This is a genomic window from Natronospira bacteriovora (assembly GCF_030848495.1).
GTDB lineage: Bacteria > Pseudomonadota > Gammaproteobacteria > Natronospirales > Natronospiraceae > Natronospira > Natronospira bacteriovora.
Genome location: NZ_JAVDDT010000003.1, coordinates 1 through 16,660 on the forward strand (window position 1 = coordinate 1; position 16,660 = coordinate 16,660).

Sequence of the window (16,660 nt, forward strand, 5' to 3'; positions counted from 1 at the left end):
CCACCAAGACCCTTTCCAGAGCGGTGATTCGTCGGGTTGGTGGGGGCGTGCCCGGAAGCGTAATCAACAGGACGTTGATTTCGCAGCCTACAGGGACGTACTTGCGGCGGTTCCGGGCACGCCCCCACCAACCCGACGCCCCTAACCGCTCGGCCCTCCCCGCTTTTCCGCGAAGAACCTAAAAAAAGCCCCCGCCTAGGCGGGGGCTTTTTTGTTGCCTGCAGCAGCCAGGAATCAGGGCTGCGAGTACGGCGCGGCCTCGCCGTCTTCTTCCTTCTTCGGCGGCAGAAGATCCTCACGATTGAGATTCATGAGGATCAATGTGGTGCCCGCCACGTAGATGGACGAGTAGGTACCCACGACCACACCCACCGTCAGGGCCAGGGCGAAACCGAAGATCACCTCACCCCCGAAATTGAGCAGTGACAGCAACACCAGCAGGGTGGTACCACTGGTAACCACTGTTCGCGACAGCATCTGGTTGACGGAACGGTTGGTGACGTCGATGGCATCGGCCTTGCGCATCTTGGGGAAGTTCTCCCGCACCCGGTCGAACAACACGATGGTGTCATTGAGTGAGTAACCGATCACCGCCAGGATGGCCGCCAGCACACTCAGGTCGAACTGGATCTGGGTAATGGCAAACACCCCCAGCACGATGACCACATCGTGAACCAGACAGGCAATGGCACCGGGCGCCATCTTGTACTGGAAGCGAAAAGCCACGTAAATGAGGATGCCAATCAGGGCGAACAGCACCGCCAGGGCACCCTGTTCCACCAGCTCGGCACCCACCTGAGGGCCGACAAACTCCACCCGGCGCATTTCCACCTCCGGGTTCTGGTCACGCAGGGCTGCCAGCACCCGGTCGCTGACCATGGCCTGGGCCGCCATGGCGTCTTCGCCTTCACCGGCCTCAACCCCGCCGGTTTCCGGCCCGAGGCGAATCAGGATTTCCCGATCGGTGCCGAAGGTGGTCACCACCGCTTCCTCGAAGCCGGCTTCCACCAGGGTGGTGCGGACGGTGGCCACTTCCTTGGCTTCGGGATAACCCACCTCCACCACGAAACCACCGGTGAAATCGATCCCGAAGTTCAGCCCCTTCACGCCAAGGGCGGCGATGGCAACGACCATCAGTACCACGGACAGGACCATGGCGGGGATGCGCTTGCGCCGGCCGACAAAGTCGATGTGCGTCTCTTTCTTGAAGAAATCCATCAGTTCTTTCTCCGCATCAGATGGCCAGGGCCTTCACCGGACGACCACCGTAGATCAGGTTGATCACGGCCCGGGTGCCGAGGATGGCGGTAAACATGGAACAGATGATGCCCAGCGACAGGGTAATGGCAAAGCCCTGAATGGGCCCGGTTCCAAAGCTGAACAGCACGATGGCGGCAATCAGCGTGGTCACGTTGGCATCGGCGATGGTGGAGAAGGCCTTCTCGTAGCCGGCATGAATGGCCGCCTGTGGCGTATTGCCGGCCTTCAGTTCCTCGCGTATTCGCTCGAAGATCAGCACGTTGGCGTCCACGGCCATGCCCACCGTGAGCACGATGCCGGCGATGCCCGGCAGGGTCAGGGTGGCCTGCAGGGCGGACAGGAGGCCGACCACCATCACCAGGTTGAAGAACAGGGCGAAATTGGCCACCAGGCCGAAGACCTTGTAGTAGACCAGCATGAACAGCACCACCAGCAGGAAACCGAAGCTGATGGCCATGATGCCGGCCTGGATGTTGTCGGCACCCAGGCTGGCACCCACGGTGCGCTCCTCGATGATATCCACCGGGGCCGCCAGAGCGCCGGCACGCAGCAGCAGTGCCAGGTTGCGGGCCTGTTCGCTTTCCAGCCCCGTGATCCGGAAACGGTTACTGAAGATGCCCTGGATGGTGGCCACGCTGATGACCTCTTCCACCTCGCGGGACTCCCGGACCTCCTCGCCGTTCTCAATGCGGGTCTCGGTGATTCGCTCGCGATAGACCACGGCCATGCCCCGGCCCAGGTTCTCGCGGGTGGTTTCACCCATGCGGCGGCCACCCTGGGAATCCAGGTTCACCGTTACCATGGGCCGCCCGGTTTCCTGGTCAAAGCCGGTGCCCGCACCGGTCAGCTGGTCACCCGTGGCAATCACATCCCGTCGCAGCAGAACGGGGTATCCGTCCCGATGCTGGTAGAGACGGGAACCCACCGGTACCCGGCCCGTTTCCTGGGCCCGGTAGGGATCGTTGTCCTCGTCCACCAGGCGGAACTCGAGCTGTGCGGTGGCGCCGAGAATGTCCTTGGCTCGGGTGGTGTCCTGCACGCCGGGCAACTGAACCACGATGCGGTCCGGATTCTGGCGCTGCACCAGCGGTTCAGCCACGCCCAGTTCATCCACGCGATTGCGCAGGGTGGTGCGGTTCTGCTCCAGGGCATTTCGCTTGGCGTCCTCGATTTCTTCATCGCTGATGCGCACCACGATCACTTCGGGGCGTTCGCCGGCACTGAGGTTCAGCTCGGGAAACTCGCGGCTGATGCGGCGAATGGTGGCCTCGCGCTGATCCGCATCACGCAGGCTGATGGTGAGCCCGCGCTCTTCCCGCTCAATGCCGGTGTAGCGGATCCGGTCATCACGCAGGAGTGTGCGGATGTTGCCGTCGAAGCGCTCGACGGCCTGCTCCACCACGGCATCCATGTCCACCTGCAGCAGGAAATGCACCCCGCCACGCAGATCCAGGCCGAGATTCATGGTCTGGAAACCCAGGTTGCGCATCCAGTCCGGCATGGCCGGCGCCTGATAGACCGCCACCTGAAAGTCACGGCCCAGTTCGGCCCGCAGACGGAGCTGAGCGCGATCCTGCTCCTCCCCGCTGGCGAAGCGAACCACGAACTGGCCCTCTTCCATCCCATGGCGGTGAGGGCTCAGCCCTTCTTCTTCCTCAAGGATTCTCAGGATGCGGTCTCTGGCGTCCTGATTGAGCTCGGCGCGCTCGGTACCACTGATCTGGACGGCCGGATCCTCGCCAAAGATATTGGGCAGGGCGAGTGCCGTGCCCACGGCAAGAACCGCCACCACCAGCAGGTTTTTCCAGGCCGGAAACTTGTTGATCATGATGTGCTACCCGGATTTCGACTGGGCGCAGCCTCAGGCTGCGGGATTACTTGTCCTCGAAGGTGCCCTTCGGCACCAGCGAGCCAACGGCGTGACGCTGGATCTGCAGCTTCTGGCCGCCACCAACGTTCAGGGTCACGAATTGCTCGTCCACCTTGTCAATGCGACCGAGAATGCCGCCCTGGGTCACCACCTCATCACCTTCCTTGAGCGCATCCACCATCTGGCGGTGTTCCTTTTGGCGCTTGGTCTGGGGCCGAATGAGAAGGAAGTAGAACAGGACGATGATCAGGCCCATGAAGACGAGGCTGAACCAGGGGTTGCCTTCCGCAGCGGCATCCTGGGCATAGGCACTGGCAATGAAGAAATCCATAACAGTTATCCTCGATTTAACTAACTGATTTAAAAGACAATAAAACCAGGCCCCTCGGGCGATTCAGTCCAGGGGCGGAACCGGCTTGCCCAAACGGTCGTAAAAGTCGGCGACAAAACCCCCAAAGGTACCAGACTTGATCGCTTCCCGCATTTTCCGCATCAGACGCTGGTAGTAATGCAGATTGTGAATGGTGTTCAGCCGCGCCGACAGCACTTCCCCACACTTGTCCAGGTGGCGCAGATAGGCCCGGCTATAGTGCGTGCAGGTGTAACAATCGCAATGGGGATCCAGGGGGCCGGTGTCTTCCCGATGGCGGGCATTTCGGATCTTGACGATGCCCTCATGGGTAAACAGGAAACCGGTGCGGGCATTGCGGGTGGGCATGACACAATCGAACATGTCGATGCCGCGACGAACGCATTCCACCAGATCCTCCGGCGTGCCCACGCCCATCAGGTAACGGGGCCGATCGCCGGGCAGCAGGGGATCCAGTGTGTCGAGAACGGCATCACGCTCAGGCTTGGTCTCCCCCACCGACAGTCCACCGATGGCATAGCCATCAAAGCCGATCTCCAGCAACCCTTCGAGGGAACGCTGACGCAGATCCCCATACATGCCGCCCTGGACAATGCCGAACAGGGCCGAGGGGTTGTCCCCGTGGGCCTCCTTCGAGCGTCTGGCCCAGCGCAGGGAGAGCTCCATGGAACTCTGCGCGGCCTGCCGGGTGGCGGGGAAAGGCGTGCATTCGTCAAAGATCATGACGATGTCCGAGCCCAGTTCGCGCTGGACCTGCATGGACTCCTCCGGGCCCAGAAACACCCGCGATCCATCCACGGGCGAGGCAAACTCGACGCCGGCTTCGGTGATCTTGCGCCGTTCGGCCAGACTGAAGACCTGAAAGCCGCCCGAATCAGTGAGAATCGGCCCCTGCCAGTTCATGAAATCGTGCAGGTCACCGTGACGGCGGATCACCTCCGTGCCGGGGCGCAGCATGAGATGAAAGGTGTTGCCGAGAATGATCTGGGCACCGAGCTCGCTGAGCTCCTCCGGGAGCATGGCCTTGACCGTGCCGTAGGTACCCACGGGCATGAACGCCGGTGTATCGATCTCGCCACGCTCGAAACGCAGCTTGCCCAGGCGGGCGCGGCCGTCCTGTTTCAGCAGTTCGAATTGCAAGAAAACACTCCTTTCCAGGGTGACCCATCGGCACCCGGCCGCCAATGCCGATGCTCCCCTGGACTTGGGGACTCAGGCGGCGATATCAAGCCGGATCCAGCAACATGGCGTCGCCATAGCTGAAAAAACGGTAGGCGGAATCCACTGCATGGCGATAGGCCGCCATGGTCTGCGGATAGCCGGAAAAGGCGCAGACCAGCATGAGCAGCGTGGATTCCGGCAAATGAAAATTCGTGATCAGGCGATCCACCACCCGGAAGCGATAGCCCGGCCGAATGAACAGCCGCGTTTCCCCCTCGTAGGGCCTGATCTCACCCCCGGCGGCGGCGGTTTCCAGGGAACGAACCGCCGTGGTGCCCACCGCGACCACCCGGCCGCCGCGAGCGCGGGTGGCTCGAATGGCCTTACAGGTGGCCTCACTGACGGACAGCCACTCGCTGTGCATCTGGTGATCGTCCAGATCGTCCACCCGCACTGGCTGAAAGGTGCCAGCCCCCACATGCAGGGTCACCCGAGCCTCTTCCACCCCCCGCGCCCGAAGCCTGGCCAGCAGGGGCTGGTCAAAGTGCAGTCCCGCCGTGGGGGCTGCCACGGCGCCGGGTGCCGCCGCATACACCGTCTGGTAGCGCTCCTGATCCTCGCTGCAATCCTCGCGCTGGATATAGGGCGGCAGCGGCATGTGGCCTTCCCGTTCCAGCAGTGCCGAGAGGCTGCCTTCCAGAAGACGGAGCTCGAACAGGGCGTCCTGCCGCCCTGTCACTTCAATGCGGGCATCGTCACCAACCCGAATCTCACTGCCCGGGCGCGGCGACTTGCTGGCGCGCACATGGGCAAGACAGCGATCGGCGGCAATGACCCGTTCCACCAGGATCTCAACCCGGCCACCACTGGCCTTGCGGCCGTACAGGCGGGCCGGAATGACCCGGGTGTCATTGAAGACCAGAAGATCACCGGGGGCGAGCAGTTCGGGCAGTTCCCGGAAGTGGCGGTCATGAATCTCGCCGCTGGCCCCGTCCAGACACAGCAGACGGCTGGCCGAACGCTCCGGCAGAGGCTGCTGGGCGATGAGCGCTTCGGGAAGATGGAAATGATAGTCGCTGCGACGTTTCATGGCGGGCGGATTCTACCACTCCCCGACCACGATCGCTGAGCGGGGAAGAACCGCTGACATCGAGACATCGACGGCCAAGACATGATAATCTGCCCGCCGCCTGCCCGGGTGGCGAAATTGGTAGACGCAGGGGATTCAAAATCCCCCGGCCGCGAGGCCGTGTCGGTTCGAGTCCGACCCCGGGCACCATTCTTCCCAGTGTTCACCGGATTCCGATGAAATTCTGCTCCGAATGCGCCCATCCCGTCAGTGTCCTGATCCCCGAGGGCGATGATCTGCCCCGCTTCGTCTGCGAGCAATGCGGCACCATTCATTACCGCAACCCTCTGCTGGTGGTTGGCTGCGTACCCGTCTGGGAAGATCGCATCCTGCTCTGCCGGCGGGCCATCGAGCCCCGGCACGGTTACTGGACGGTTCCGGCGGGCTTTCTCGAAAACGATGAGACCACCCGGGAAGGGGCGGCGCGGGAAACCCGCGAAGAGGCCTGCGCCGAGGTTCGCGTTGGCAGCGCCCTGTCCATGAGCCATGTGGTGCACGTCAACCAGGTGCACCTGATGTATCGTGGTGAACTGGTGGATGGACGCTTCGCTCCGGGCCGGGAGAGCCTGGAAACCGGGCTGTTCACGCGTCAGGAGATCCCCTGGGATTCACTGGCATTTCCCAGCGTGCGCTTCTGCCTTGAGCAATACTTCGATGACCTGGATCGTGGTCTGGACGGGTTTCACATTCAGGACGTGCGCAAGCCGGTCGGACGATAGCCCCCTGCCCCCGCCCGCCACTTGTGGCACAATACGCGTCTTCCGATTGAACACGTTTCACCCTCGTCAGGGGAGCCAGACCTCATGACCTACGTCGTCACTGAAAACTGCATCAAGTGCAAATACACCGACTGCGTGGAGGTGTGCCCGGTGGACTGTTTCCATGAGGGCCCCAATATGCTGGTGATCGACCCCGAGGAGTGCATCGACTGCACCCTGTGCGAGCCGGAATGCCCGGCCGAGGCGATTTTCTCGGAAGACGATCTGCCGGACGGTCAGGAGCATTTCCTGGAACTCAATGAAGAGCTTTCCCGGGACTGGCCGGTGCTGACCGAAAAGAAGGAGCCGCCGGAGGATGCCGACGACTGGGACGGCAAACCCGGAAAGCTGGATATGCTGGAGCGCTGATCGTCCCGGCATTGCAAGGATTATCAAAACCGCCGCAAATTCATTTGCGGCGGTTTTTTTTTGCGTCACGGAAAAACGGGAAGCGGTAATCAGACGGGCTGGCGCCGGTACTCCATATAACGCGCCGTTTCCTCGGCAACAGCTGTTCCCTCCCAACGCTCAAGCAGGTGCAGGGCCGCGTCGATTCCGGCCGAAATCCCGCCGGCGGTAATCAGATCCCCTGCGTCCACGAAGCGCTGATCTGCCACCACTTCACAATCCGGCTCAAGCTCGGACAGCCAGTCCAGATAACGGTGATGGGTGGTCACCCGCCGGCCACGAAGCAGGCCGGCGCGTGCCAGAACCCCCGCACCGGTACACACCGACATCATCAACAGGCTCTCGACCGCGCTGGCACGCAGCCAATCGAGCAGACGGGGGTTTCCCATCAGGGCGCGCACACCATACCCCCCGGGAATCACCAGGGCATGGAGGCCGCACACCGAATCGATGGAATGATCCACCCTGATGTTCATGCCACCGGTGGTACACACATTCCCGGCCTGCGGCGCCATCAGAACCGGAGGGCAGGGAGAAACGGTATCCGGTGAATGATCCGAGCCGCGACGGGCAACGGAGAAGACCTCGAAGGGGCCGGCGAAATCCAGCACCTCGACGCCATCGAAAACAAGAATGCCGACGCGTCGTTCCGATTCCCGCACCACCTCAGTAATGCCGGGCTCCGAAGACAAAGCCAAACTGCAGATAGCCGGCGACCTCGTTGTCATTGCCGGCCACGCCCACGTCGAACTGCAAGGGCCCGGGCGAGAGTCCGAAACCGACTGAGGCCACATCATCGATCAGGTCCGAGGAAGCCAGATTGAAGCGGTAACCGGCCCGGAGGTGAAGCCAGGAAAGGGGGTGAAGTTCACCGCCGAGCGCCAGAAAGCGGGTCTCGGGACCAAAGCCCATGGGTCTGTTCTCGGTCAGATCCAGATCCGCCGCCAGGGTGTAGAAACGCCGGTCGTAGCTCACCCCCACCCGAACCTGCGGCTCCAGACGAATCTCATTGCCCTCCACGGTGCCATAGCTTTGCGACAGAAGGTTGCGGATACTGGCCCCGATCCGCAGCTGCTCGGTGATGGGCATGGCGAAGCCGAGATCCAGGTTCACATTGCTGTGGGTCTGCTCCCGATCTTCAATATCCACATCGTCCTCGTCCTGCACCCGGACGATGTAATCATAGGTACTGACTTCCACCTGCTTGGGCGTGAAGCCGACGGCCAGGGTGCGCCCGCCGACATTGAAATCCCTGGCCAGCGTCAGACCGAACTCACTCAGCACCGCGCCCTGAAACTGGAACTCCGAGAGGAAGTTGTCAGCCGTCTGTTCATCCGGCAAATCGAGATCACGACATTCCTGCAGGCGCTGATCGTCCACACCATTGCCATCGGCCGCATCTTCAAGGCAGCCAACAATCCCGGCCGCTTCACCAAAAACCGAGTCCACGAGATCAAAATCCGCGTCATCCAGCAGGAAAGCCCCGCCCCCGTAGGCGCGGGACTGATAATGCAGGCCGGTACCCCAGCTGCCGATCCGGGTCCCGAACGCACCGGAGCCGCGCAATTCAAAGGTGACCGGTTTATCGGACATGTTACCCACCAGCTCCTTGAGCTCCTCACGGGTCATGTCCACCACGTTCAAATCCTGTGAGAGAAGGTCAATATCAGCCTGAAGTTCATCACTGGTGTTGTACTCGTCATTGTCGATCCGGGTTCGGATCATGCCGAAAGTATCGTTGAAGGCGCGCAGATCCACCTCGATGCGATCGACGATGTTGGAGTCATCGAACTCATCGAATGCATCAATGAACTCCTCGCGATCCGCGACAGAGCCCCCGACGGTGGCGAGAGTGATGCCCGTGCTGTAACGACGAAGCCTGGGTGAAGCAAGAGCCGGATTGTAAAGTACCGAATTGGGTCCATGTGCCGTCGCCGTGGAGGCTCCACCCATGGAAAGCGCCCTGGGATCCGAAGGAAGGTAGGGTTCAGCCAGGGAAACGGCCGGAATTGCCAAGCATGTGGCTGTGGCGAGCAAGACAGCGGAACGGGCTTTCATGGCACACATATCCGGGCTCCATTGATGCTACATAAGGTGAATCGTATCTCAATTATGGCAACTCTTGCGCAGAAAGGAATGGGCAGGTGATGGGCGGCGTCGACGCATCGACCGCCGGGAGGGAATGCAGAAAGGCCGGCACCCCGAAAGGCGCCGGCCCTGACACTCGTTACTGACTCAAGCGCTCAGTCGTCCGCGGAAATCCGGTCCTCGATCAGCCAAAGCGTGTTGCCGGCGTTGCCTTCCGCGTCTTCCGGAAGGGCGACGGCGGTGTACACGGCCGTGGACGCAAACTCGACGGTCAGTGGACCGATCACGTTGTCACCGCCACTGGCGGTAACCACCTCCACTTCATAACTGGCTGCGGGGAATTCCCCGAAACCACTGGCGGTCCGTTCTTCCAGATCCTCAATGACGGCCGCGCCATCGGCTTCCACGTTGACCGTGGGGCCGGTGGCGATGCCATGCACGGCGCGCAGGGCGAACTGCCCCTCTTCCACCGGCGCCGTCAGATCACCTTCCGCCAGGAAGGTAATGTTGCCGGCACCGACACTGCCCAGCGCAAACACGGAGTAGGCATTGCCGGCTCCCGGTGAGAGCTCCAGTTCGGCCGCGATATTGCCATCGGCATCCAGCACGCGGACATCGTAGTCCAGCTCACCCAGAACACGGACATACCCGGTCTGCGTGAAGTACTCGAGGCCTTCCACAAGAGTTACCCAGGTATCGCCCCCGTCAATGCTCGCTTCCACATCCACCGGACCGGCATCGGGGCTGCCATGCACCACTCGCAGTTCGGCCTGTTGGTCAATCAGCGGAATGAAGGGCAGACTGTCGGACCCCGTGGCAGCACCGATCAGAATGGGCGAAAAGCCCTGATCGGTGTTGAGGGCGGCCGCCAGCAGGGAAGCGCCCGCGAACTGGGGAAAGTCGGCCACATAGTCATACACCACATCCGTGGTACCTGCGACGGTGACACGCAGGCGACTGACCTCGGCCGGCGCCTCGATATAGGCGTCGGCAATATCGCCGAATTCGAGACCGGCCGCCACCGGCTGCGCCTCGGACAGATCCGCATCAATCGCGGTCACATAGAGATCCACTTCCGGTGCCCCCACGGCAAGGTGTGCGGGCCGGATCTTCACGAAACCGTCGGCGACACCGTCGTTACCGTCGTCCAGCACCGCTGTGGCCAGATTCCCGGCCTCCACCGAGCCCCAGACAATGAAGCTGAACTGCCCTCCTTCGCTCGGGGTGACGGTTTCCTCGATCACGGCATCAGCCAGGTCGCCACCGGCCGGGACAATCTGCACGGTCAGTTCGGCTGCTGGCACTTCCAGATAGGGACTGGCCGCCGGGAAGGACACATCTTCCAGCACCCGATCCCCATTCACGTAGACATCCACATTGCCGGCGTCCGGCGATGCATGGAACGCCCGGACTTCGGCCGTTGCCTCACCGTTGCCATTGTCATCACCGCCGCCCGGGCGATCGGGATCACTGCTGCTGGAGCTGCTGAAACAGCCAGTGGCTGCCATTGCAAAAAGCCCCAGGATCAGCAAGGAAAGAACCTTTCTGCTCAAGCCCATCTCACACCTCCACCCATTACGGGTCACTGGTCACGAACCTGCGCAAGGCGATTGCCTTGCCAGCAGAATCAAAACTAGCCCATGAACAAGAAATATACAAGACTGATACGTAACTATTTCATTCTGACCTACCAACCGGAATAATAAGCATTTATTTTTTATACGATATTTATACAACCTATCGCGGCGATGGTTTCACATAAGGCGGAAAACCGCCCTCCCGGCGGTCTCAGCCGCGAGCGCGTACAGGAACAATCCGACAGGCACAGGCAGACATCCCGGCAGGGGAATACCCTGCCGGGGCAAGCAGATGGAGGCGGAAGTCAGCGTCGAACGCCGAAGATGGCCAGCAAGAGTCCCCCAATGACGGCCGCGCCGCCACCGATGAGGTACCACATGGTCTGGTCACTGTAACGGCCAGTGAGTTCTTCCCGCAATTGCTCTCCGACTGACTCGCTGGCCTGCCAGCCGAAGAACAACAGGGCGATACCCACGGCGATCAGAATGATTCCGATGATTCTGGGAAGTGGCATGGAAGGTCTCCTTGGGTGGTTAAACCTCCCCGGAAACATAGCAGGTCTGTCCAGATCCGTTCAGGAGAGCGGATTGCCCACCCACACCACCTTGCCGAATACGGCCAGGTCTCCGGCTCGTTCCCTTTGCAGGTATTGCTCGCGATAGGCCGGATTGTCGCTGGTTGCGATCACGCCACCCTCCAGATCGAACTGGATGCGGCGCACCATCAAGGCATCCTGCCCTTCCAGCACATAGACACCCTCTTCACGGATGTCATCCAGGGACGTATCCACCAGCAGCAGGGATCCATCGTGTACGGTGGGCGCCATCCCGTCGCCCCGGGTTTCCACCAGGCGCAGCGCGTCTTCCGTCCAGCCATTGCGTCGCAGCCAGTCACGCTGAAATGCGATGCGACTGTAACCCGCTTCATCCCCGCCACTGGTCACCACGTCGCCGACCTGGCCCACCGCAGGGCGTTCGATGGCGACGAATTCCGCCACGGCGGTCTCATCATCCGGCCGCTCCGGCCCTACACCGGTCAGCAACCAATGTCCAGAGACACCCGCCGCTCTGGCAATCCGATTCAGGCGGGATGCCTTGGGTTCGGCAATGCCCGACAGATAGGTCTCCAGCGTCCGGCGAGGAATTCCGGTGGCGCGCGCGAGACTGGCGCCATTACCAACAAGTTCTGCACAGCGTCTGAGGCGTGCCTTGAGCATGCAATACTCCTGTGTCTCCGCTTGAGACTGGCGCGACCGATGTCGCTCTATCCCTGGCGCTTCCATGATGGCATGGCCTGCCCGGTAGACCGATGCCTTGATTGAAGGCTCCTATCGCCCGTATCAATTCGACCTCTCACGGCCAAATGAGCGCATTGAATCCAATTACCGGAGCCTACTGGTAATGTCACGCAAACCTTGGCAAGATACTGCCTCACCTAGCGGCAAGCGGCTGCCAATAACATCATGCTATTCATCGACCCTTCATCAATGCCCCAAGACAGTCGGCAACGGCGTGAGTGGATCAAGTACCAACTGCGCCTGCGCGGTTCCTCCCTGGCCCAGGTTGCACGGGACCAGGGTGTGTCACGAGACGCCGCCACTCTGGCACTGCGAAAACCGTACCCGAGAATGGAACGCGCCATTGCCGATGCCCTTGGCCTTCGCCCCGAACAGCTCTGGCCGGAACGCTACGATGAGGCCGGCCGCCCCAATCGCCCGCTAGGCCGGCCTCGCAAACAGACCGCCACCGACTGACTCTCACTCCGGCTGAATGCCCGAGGCCAACCGACCGCCCTGCCGACAAGCGATTACCCGCGATCTAATTCTATCAGCACGCGGATAATAATGCGCAGGTCACAGGGACAAATTCCGTCGCGCCCGCCAAACCCCAATCATAAAGCCTTTACCACGTCAGGATAGACTTTTTCCGGGAATGGGACACATTGACCTAGGAACTCGCGGAGCCAAGGATGCTGTCTGGAACGGGTATTGAGAGCGGCTGCTAGAATGACGGTTCATTTTCGCAGGGAAGGATGCAGTGGCGAATATCTGTGTATTCTGCGGCTCCCGTACCGGCCGGGGCAGCGGCTATGGCGCCCTCGCCAGCCGGCTGGGACGCGCGCTCGCTGAATCCGGTCACACGCTGGTCTATGGCGGCGGCCACGTGGGCATGATGGGCCTGTTGGCCGATGCAGCACTGGAGGCCGGCGGCGAGGTGATTGGTGTCATCCCCGAAAACCTGGTCAATGTCGAAGCCGGACACGGCGGCCTGACCCGGCTGGAAGTGGTGACCGACATGCTCACCCGCAAGCAGCGGATGATTGATCTTTCAGATGCCTTTCTGACGCTGCCCGGCGGCCTCGGCACGCTGGATGAACTGTTCGAGGTGCTGACCTGGCGACAGCTGGGCCTGCACTGCAAACCCATGCTGCTGATTGACGAGAATGACTACTATCGCCCCCTTCTGGACTGGATGAAGCAGGCGGACGGGGAAGGCTTTCTGCGGGGAGGTGACCTGACTGCCCTGATCCTGTGTCGATCCGTCGAGGATGCCCTGTCCGCCCTGAACACCCCGAACCAAGGGTGATTTTCGTCATGAGTCATCCACTGCGAAAGGCACAAGCAGCCGACTGGCCACAGATGCGGGACATTTTCCTGCAGGGCATCGCCACCGGCCAGGCCAGCTTCGAAACGGATGCCAGTGTACCGCGCGACTGGCCGGACTGGCTGGACGGCAAGCACGCCGATTCCGTTCATGTCATCGAAGCGGACAATGGAGACATCCTCGCCTGGGGTGCGCTGGCCCCCACCAGCCGACGAGCCTGCTACCGGGGAGTGGCCGAAGTGCAGCTCTACGTTCGTGACCGGGCGCGCGGTCACGGCCTCGGTCATCAGGTGCTCGACCACCTGATTCGCCATGGGGAACACCAGGCAATGTGGACCCTGCAGGCGATCGTGTTTCCCGAGAACCTCGGCAGCCGGCGGCTGTTCGCCGCCCATGGATTCCGTGAAGTGGGGCTCAGGGAGAAGATCGCAAGAATGAACGGAAGCTGGCGCGATACCCTGCTGCTGGAAAGACGATCACCCTCGATTGAGTGAGCAAAGGCCATATCCGCCTGGCACACCAGTTGTGAATCCCTACCCGGTGGCAAAGAACTGCAGGCTGACCGCCGCGAAATGGCAGACACTGCCGCCCAGCACGAACAGATGCCAGACGGCATGGGCATAGGGAATGCGATGATTGTGGTAGAAAATCGTCCCGGCCGTATAGGTGACACCACCGATGATCAGCCAGGTGAGCGCCGCGGGGTGCAGCTGCTGCGTCATGGGCACGAAGGCAATGATCGCCAGCCACCCCATGACCACGTAGGTGGCGGTCGACAGCAGCCGGAAGCGGCCGGTGAAAAAGAGTTTCAGGACAATCCCCAGCGCTGCCAGACTCCAGATCACCCCGAACAGGGACCAGCCCCAGGCGCCGCCCAGACCGACCAGAGTGAAGGGGGTATAGGTTCCCGCGATCAGCAGAAAGATGGCACAGTGATCCAGAATCTTAAGACGATAGCGAACCAGCGGGTGACGCGCCGAATGGTACAGGGTTGACGCCAGGTACAGCACGACCAGGGAAACCGCGAACACGGCCGCTGTCAGTGCCTCCAGCAGACCTGCATGGATGGCGGCCAATACCACGAGCACGACGCCACCGATGGCACTGGCCACGGCCCCGAGACCATGAGTCAGGGCATTGGCCAGCTCCTCCCGCGCATCCAACTCGGGATTGACCTTCGAACTCACTGTGGGTACCTCGCGAGGAATGAACGTTCACCGGGCAATTCAAACGGTCGTTTCATGCTGATGCTAGCATGAATTTTCCCCATTGAAATACCGCTGAACCGGCTCAGGATTGACTGTTGTCCGGCTCGAACAAGTGCCCCATGCGTAGCCGCTTGGTATTCAGGTACCCCTCATTGTGGGCATTCGGATCCGCGATAATGGCTTCCCGCCGGGCCACTTCCACCCCTTCCGCCCGCAGGGCCGCCAGCTTGGCCGGATTGTTGGTCATCAAGCGGATTCTGGAAACGCCCAGCCAGCGCAGAATCTCCGCGGCCGGACCGTACTGGCGCAGATCCGCGTCGAATCCGAGTCTTTCATTGGCTTCAACCGTATCCAGACCCTCATCCTGCAGGGCATAGGCACGAATCTTTTCGGTCAGTCCGATTCCCCGGCCTTCCTGGCGCAAGTAGACCAGCACGCCGCAACCGGCCTCGGCTATGCGGTGCATGGCATCATCCAGCTGACTGCCACAATCACAACGCAGGCTGCCCAGCACCTCGCCGGTCAGGCATTCGGAATGAACCCGGCACAGCACGGCGTCGGCACACTCCGGCTCACCCATGACCAGGGCCACATGCTCGCGACCACTGCCCTGTTCCTCGAATACATGCATTCGAAAACAACCATGCCGCGTCGGCATGCGGCAATGACTCTGGTGGCTGACGGAGAGATTCGCTGTGCGATCCGATTCGCTGTTCATGGTATTGCCAGGGCTGTGGGACGATTGCCCGGCAAAAGCGGGCGCTGATCAGGGGCGCCATTCTACCGGAATCCGCCGAACCGGGCCGACGCCGCTCATCGGCAGACCAATGGTTGACACCGTTCCGCCGACAATGAGTGCCGCCTGTCTGTTGATTCGGAAATATGTTACATAAGCCCCGATACTGGGGGCAGGCATCACAAGGGTGTGCAGACACAAAGGCATGCACGGAAGCCGGGACGCGTTTCCCGGGGTTGGCCCACCGGCTGACCGAAAGACGCGGGGGGCGGAAGAAAATGACGGATACCAGGCACCTGATGAAAATGCCGGTGGAGGCACTCGTCCGCGGGCATTATGTCAGCCAGCTGGATCGACCCTGGACGGACACTCCCTTTCCGTTTCAGGGATTCGAAATTCAAAGTGACGATGAAATCGCCACTCTGCGCCAGTATTGCCGTCATGTCTGGGTGGATCGGCAACGCAGCCAGGTGGCCGTTCCCGCCGGCACACCCCTGCCGAGTGAACGGATACCCTTCCTCGATGACCTCCGCGTCCGCTTTCGTTCTGCCAGCCAGGCTCGCGATACGGCGCTGGGGATGCTTTCCAGCCTGATGGTGCGGCTTCAGGAACGTCTGCCAGTGGATCTGTCGGGACTGAGCCCGATCATTGCCCGCCTGGATCGTGAGATGCTGAATCATACCGACGCCATGCTCTGGCTCATGGCCATCCACGACTACGACGACCGCCTGGTGGAGCACAGCGTGAATTGCTGCTGCCTGTCCCTGCTGCTGGGTCATCAGCTGGGTCTCCCCAACCGAAGCCAGGCTGCCCTGGCCATCGCCGCCCTGTTGCACGAAGTCGGCAAGCTCAACATGGATGCGTCACTGGTCTTCAGCAAACCGAATCTCAAGATCGATGACTGGGAAAAGATCCGCGCCTATCCCGCGGACAGTGCGGCAATGCTGAGAAACAGCGGTCTGGATCCCGAGGTGCTGTCCATTATTCGAAACCATCAGGAGCGGCTGGATGGCGAGGGCTTCCCGGATCGCTTGAAGGCAGACAACGTTCGCCTGCCCTACCGGATTCTCGGGATCGCCAACGCCTATGACGCAATGACATCCGACTGGCCGAGAACGCCGGCCCTGAATGGCCATGAGGCATTGATACAGGTCACCCGGATGGCACCGGGACGGTGGGGAAAGGAACTGGCCGATCACCTGACCCGAATTCTGGGCATCTACCCGCCCGGAACCGATGTCGCCCTGGAGAACGGCGCCTGGGGCATGGTGGTGGGCAGCCGACCGCAAGCGCGTCTGAAGCCCTTTGTCGTGATCTATCGCCAGGCCGATGGCTCCAGGCCAGGCCGGCTGGCCTTGATGGATACCAGCCAGGCGGGCCCCGGCCAGCGAATTGCGGGGCCGCTGCCCGCCAACAGGCAGCACGCCCGGATCATGCAGGACATTACCGGGCAGCTGCTCGCCAGTTGACCCTCGCCACCGGAATGAGCCG

General features: G+C 61.5%; 18 protein-coding genes and 1 tRNA gene. 7 read left to right on the forward strand and 12 right to left on the reverse strand.

Annotated elements, in window-relative coordinates; all coding sequences use genetic code 11:
* Window positions 1–234 precede the first annotated feature (234 nt).
* From secF to queA, 5 genes are all read right to left on the reverse strand, one after another.
* Complete coding sequence (gene secF / locus RBH19_RS05570; RefSeq protein ID WP_306727834.1) at window positions 235–1,218, reverse strand: protein translocase subunit SecF; 984 nt, start codon at window positions 1,216–1,218, stop codon at window positions 235–237.
* A 16-nt stretch (window positions 1,219–1,234) separates the two neighbouring features.
* Entirely contained in the window at window positions 1,235–3,088 is a 1,854-nt protein-coding gene (gene secD, locus RBH19_RS05575) for a protein translocase subunit SecD (RefSeq protein WP_306727835.1), read from the reverse strand.
* Between the two features lie 46 nt (window positions 3,089–3,134).
* The gene (gene yajC / locus RBH19_RS05580; protein WP_306727836.1) at window positions 3,135–3,461 is read right to left on the reverse strand and encodes a preprotein translocase subunit YajC; all 327 of its coding nucleotides are present in this window, start codon (window positions 3,459–3,461) and stop codon (window positions 3,135–3,137) included.
* A 63-nt stretch (window positions 3,462–3,524) separates the two neighbouring features.
* Window positions 3,525–4,640, reverse strand: coding sequence for a tRNA guanosine(34) transglycosylase Tgt (tgt, locus tag RBH19_RS05585; protein ID WP_306727837.1), 1,116 nt, complete (start codon window positions 4,638–4,640; stop codon window positions 3,525–3,527).
* 85 nt (window positions 4,641–4,725) lie between these two features.
* Complete coding sequence (gene queA / locus RBH19_RS05590; RefSeq protein ID WP_306727838.1) at window positions 4,726–5,751, reverse strand: tRNA preQ1(34) S-adenosylmethionine ribosyltransferase-isomerase QueA; 1,026 nt, start codon at window positions 5,749–5,751, stop codon at window positions 4,726–4,728.
* Between the two features lie 102 nt (window positions 5,752–5,853).
* Here queA and RBH19_RS05595 point away from each other — a divergent pair.
* The 3 genes from RBH19_RS05595 to fdxA all read left to right on the forward strand — a co-directional run bounded on the left by RBH19_RS05595 (window position 5,854) and on the right by fdxA (window position 6,917).
* A tRNA-Leu gene (locus RBH19_RS05595) sits at window positions 5,854–5,940 on the forward strand.
* Window positions 5,941–5,966: 26 nt separating this feature from the next.
* A complete protein-coding gene (locus tag RBH19_RS05600; protein WP_306727839.1) occupies window positions 5,967–6,509 on the forward strand; it encodes an NUDIX hydrolase in 543 nt (180 codons plus the stop codon).
* A gap of 84 nt (window positions 6,510–6,593) precedes the next feature.
* Window positions 6,594–6,917, forward strand: a complete 324-nt coding sequence (gene fdxA / locus RBH19_RS05605; RefSeq protein ID WP_306727840.1) for a ferredoxin FdxA — start codon at window positions 6,594–6,596, stop codon at window positions 6,915–6,917.
* An 89-nt stretch (window positions 6,918–7,006) separates the two neighbouring features.
* Here the strand turns inward: fdxA and RBH19_RS05610 are convergent, their stop codons facing one another.
* The 5 genes from RBH19_RS05610 to RBH19_RS05630 all read right to left on the reverse strand — a co-directional run bounded on the left by RBH19_RS05610 (window position 7,007) and on the right by RBH19_RS05630 (window position 11,838).
* Window positions 7,007–7,648, reverse strand: a complete 642-nt coding sequence (locus tag RBH19_RS05610; protein ID WP_306727841.1) for a DJ-1/PfpI family protein — start codon at window positions 7,646–7,648, stop codon at window positions 7,007–7,009.
* On the reverse strand, window positions 7,623–8,909 hold the full coding sequence (gene traF / locus RBH19_RS05615) for a conjugal transfer protein TraF (protein ID WP_306727842.1): 1,287 nt from the start codon (window positions 8,907–8,909) through the stop codon (window positions 7,623–7,625). Before traF ends, RBH19_RS05610 begins: the two co-directional genes overlap by 26 nt.
* Window positions 8,910–9,199: 290 nt before the next feature.
* Window positions 9,200–10,597: a DUF4397 domain-containing protein gene (locus tag RBH19_RS05620; protein WP_306727843.1), complete on the reverse strand. Its 1,398-nt coding sequence runs from the start codon at window positions 10,595–10,597 to the stop codon at window positions 9,200–9,202.
* Between the two features lie 329 nt (window positions 10,598–10,926).
* A complete protein-coding gene (locus tag RBH19_RS05625; RefSeq protein WP_306727844.1) occupies window positions 10,927–11,136 on the reverse strand; it encodes a DUF3185 family protein in 210 nt (69 codons plus the stop codon).
* Between the two features lie 60 nt (window positions 11,137–11,196).
* The gene (locus RBH19_RS05630) at window positions 11,197–11,838 is read right to left on the reverse strand and encodes an XRE family transcriptional regulator (RefSeq protein ID WP_306727845.1); all 642 of its coding nucleotides are present in this window, start codon (window positions 11,836–11,838) and stop codon (window positions 11,197–11,199) included.
* 270 nt (window positions 11,839–12,108) lie between these two features.
* Here RBH19_RS05630 and RBH19_RS05635 point away from each other — a divergent pair, with 270 nt between their 5' ends.
* From RBH19_RS05635 to RBH19_RS05645, 3 genes are all read left to right on the forward strand, one after another.
* Complete coding sequence (locus RBH19_RS05635) at window positions 12,109–12,375, forward strand: helix-turn-helix domain-containing protein (protein WP_306727846.1); 267 nt, start codon at window positions 12,109–12,111, stop codon at window positions 12,373–12,375.
* Window positions 12,376–12,658: 283 nt separating this feature from the next.
* A complete protein-coding gene (locus RBH19_RS05640) occupies window positions 12,659–13,207 on the forward strand; it encodes an LOG family protein (protein ID WP_306727847.1) in 549 nt (182 codons plus the stop codon).
* Between the two features lie 8 nt (window positions 13,208–13,215).
* Complete coding sequence (locus RBH19_RS05645) at window positions 13,216–13,719, forward strand: GNAT family N-acetyltransferase (protein WP_306727848.1); 504 nt, start codon at window positions 13,216–13,218, stop codon at window positions 13,717–13,719.
* 39 nt (window positions 13,720–13,758) lie between these two features.
* On the opposite strand, the gene trhA is transcribed toward RBH19_RS05645, so the two are convergent.
* The gene (trhA, locus tag RBH19_RS05650) at window positions 13,759–14,412 is read right to left on the reverse strand and encodes a PAQR family membrane homeostasis protein TrhA (protein WP_306727849.1); all 654 of its coding nucleotides are present in this window, start codon (window positions 14,410–14,412) and stop codon (window positions 13,759–13,761) included.
* A 103-nt stretch (window positions 14,413–14,515) separates the two neighbouring features.
* Window positions 14,516–15,151: a GTP cyclohydrolase II gene (gene ribA, locus RBH19_RS05655; RefSeq protein ID WP_306727850.1), complete on the reverse strand. Its 636-nt coding sequence runs from the start codon at window positions 15,149–15,151 to the stop codon at window positions 14,516–14,518.
* Between the two features lie 296 nt (window positions 15,152–15,447).
* Here ribA and RBH19_RS05660 point away from each other — a divergent pair, with 296 nt between their 5' ends.
* Window positions 15,448–16,638, forward strand: coding sequence for an HD-GYP domain-containing protein (locus RBH19_RS05660; protein ID WP_306727851.1), 1,191 nt, complete (start codon window positions 15,448–15,450; stop codon window positions 16,636–16,638).
* The last annotated feature ends 22 nt before the right edge of the window (window positions 16,639–16,660 follow it).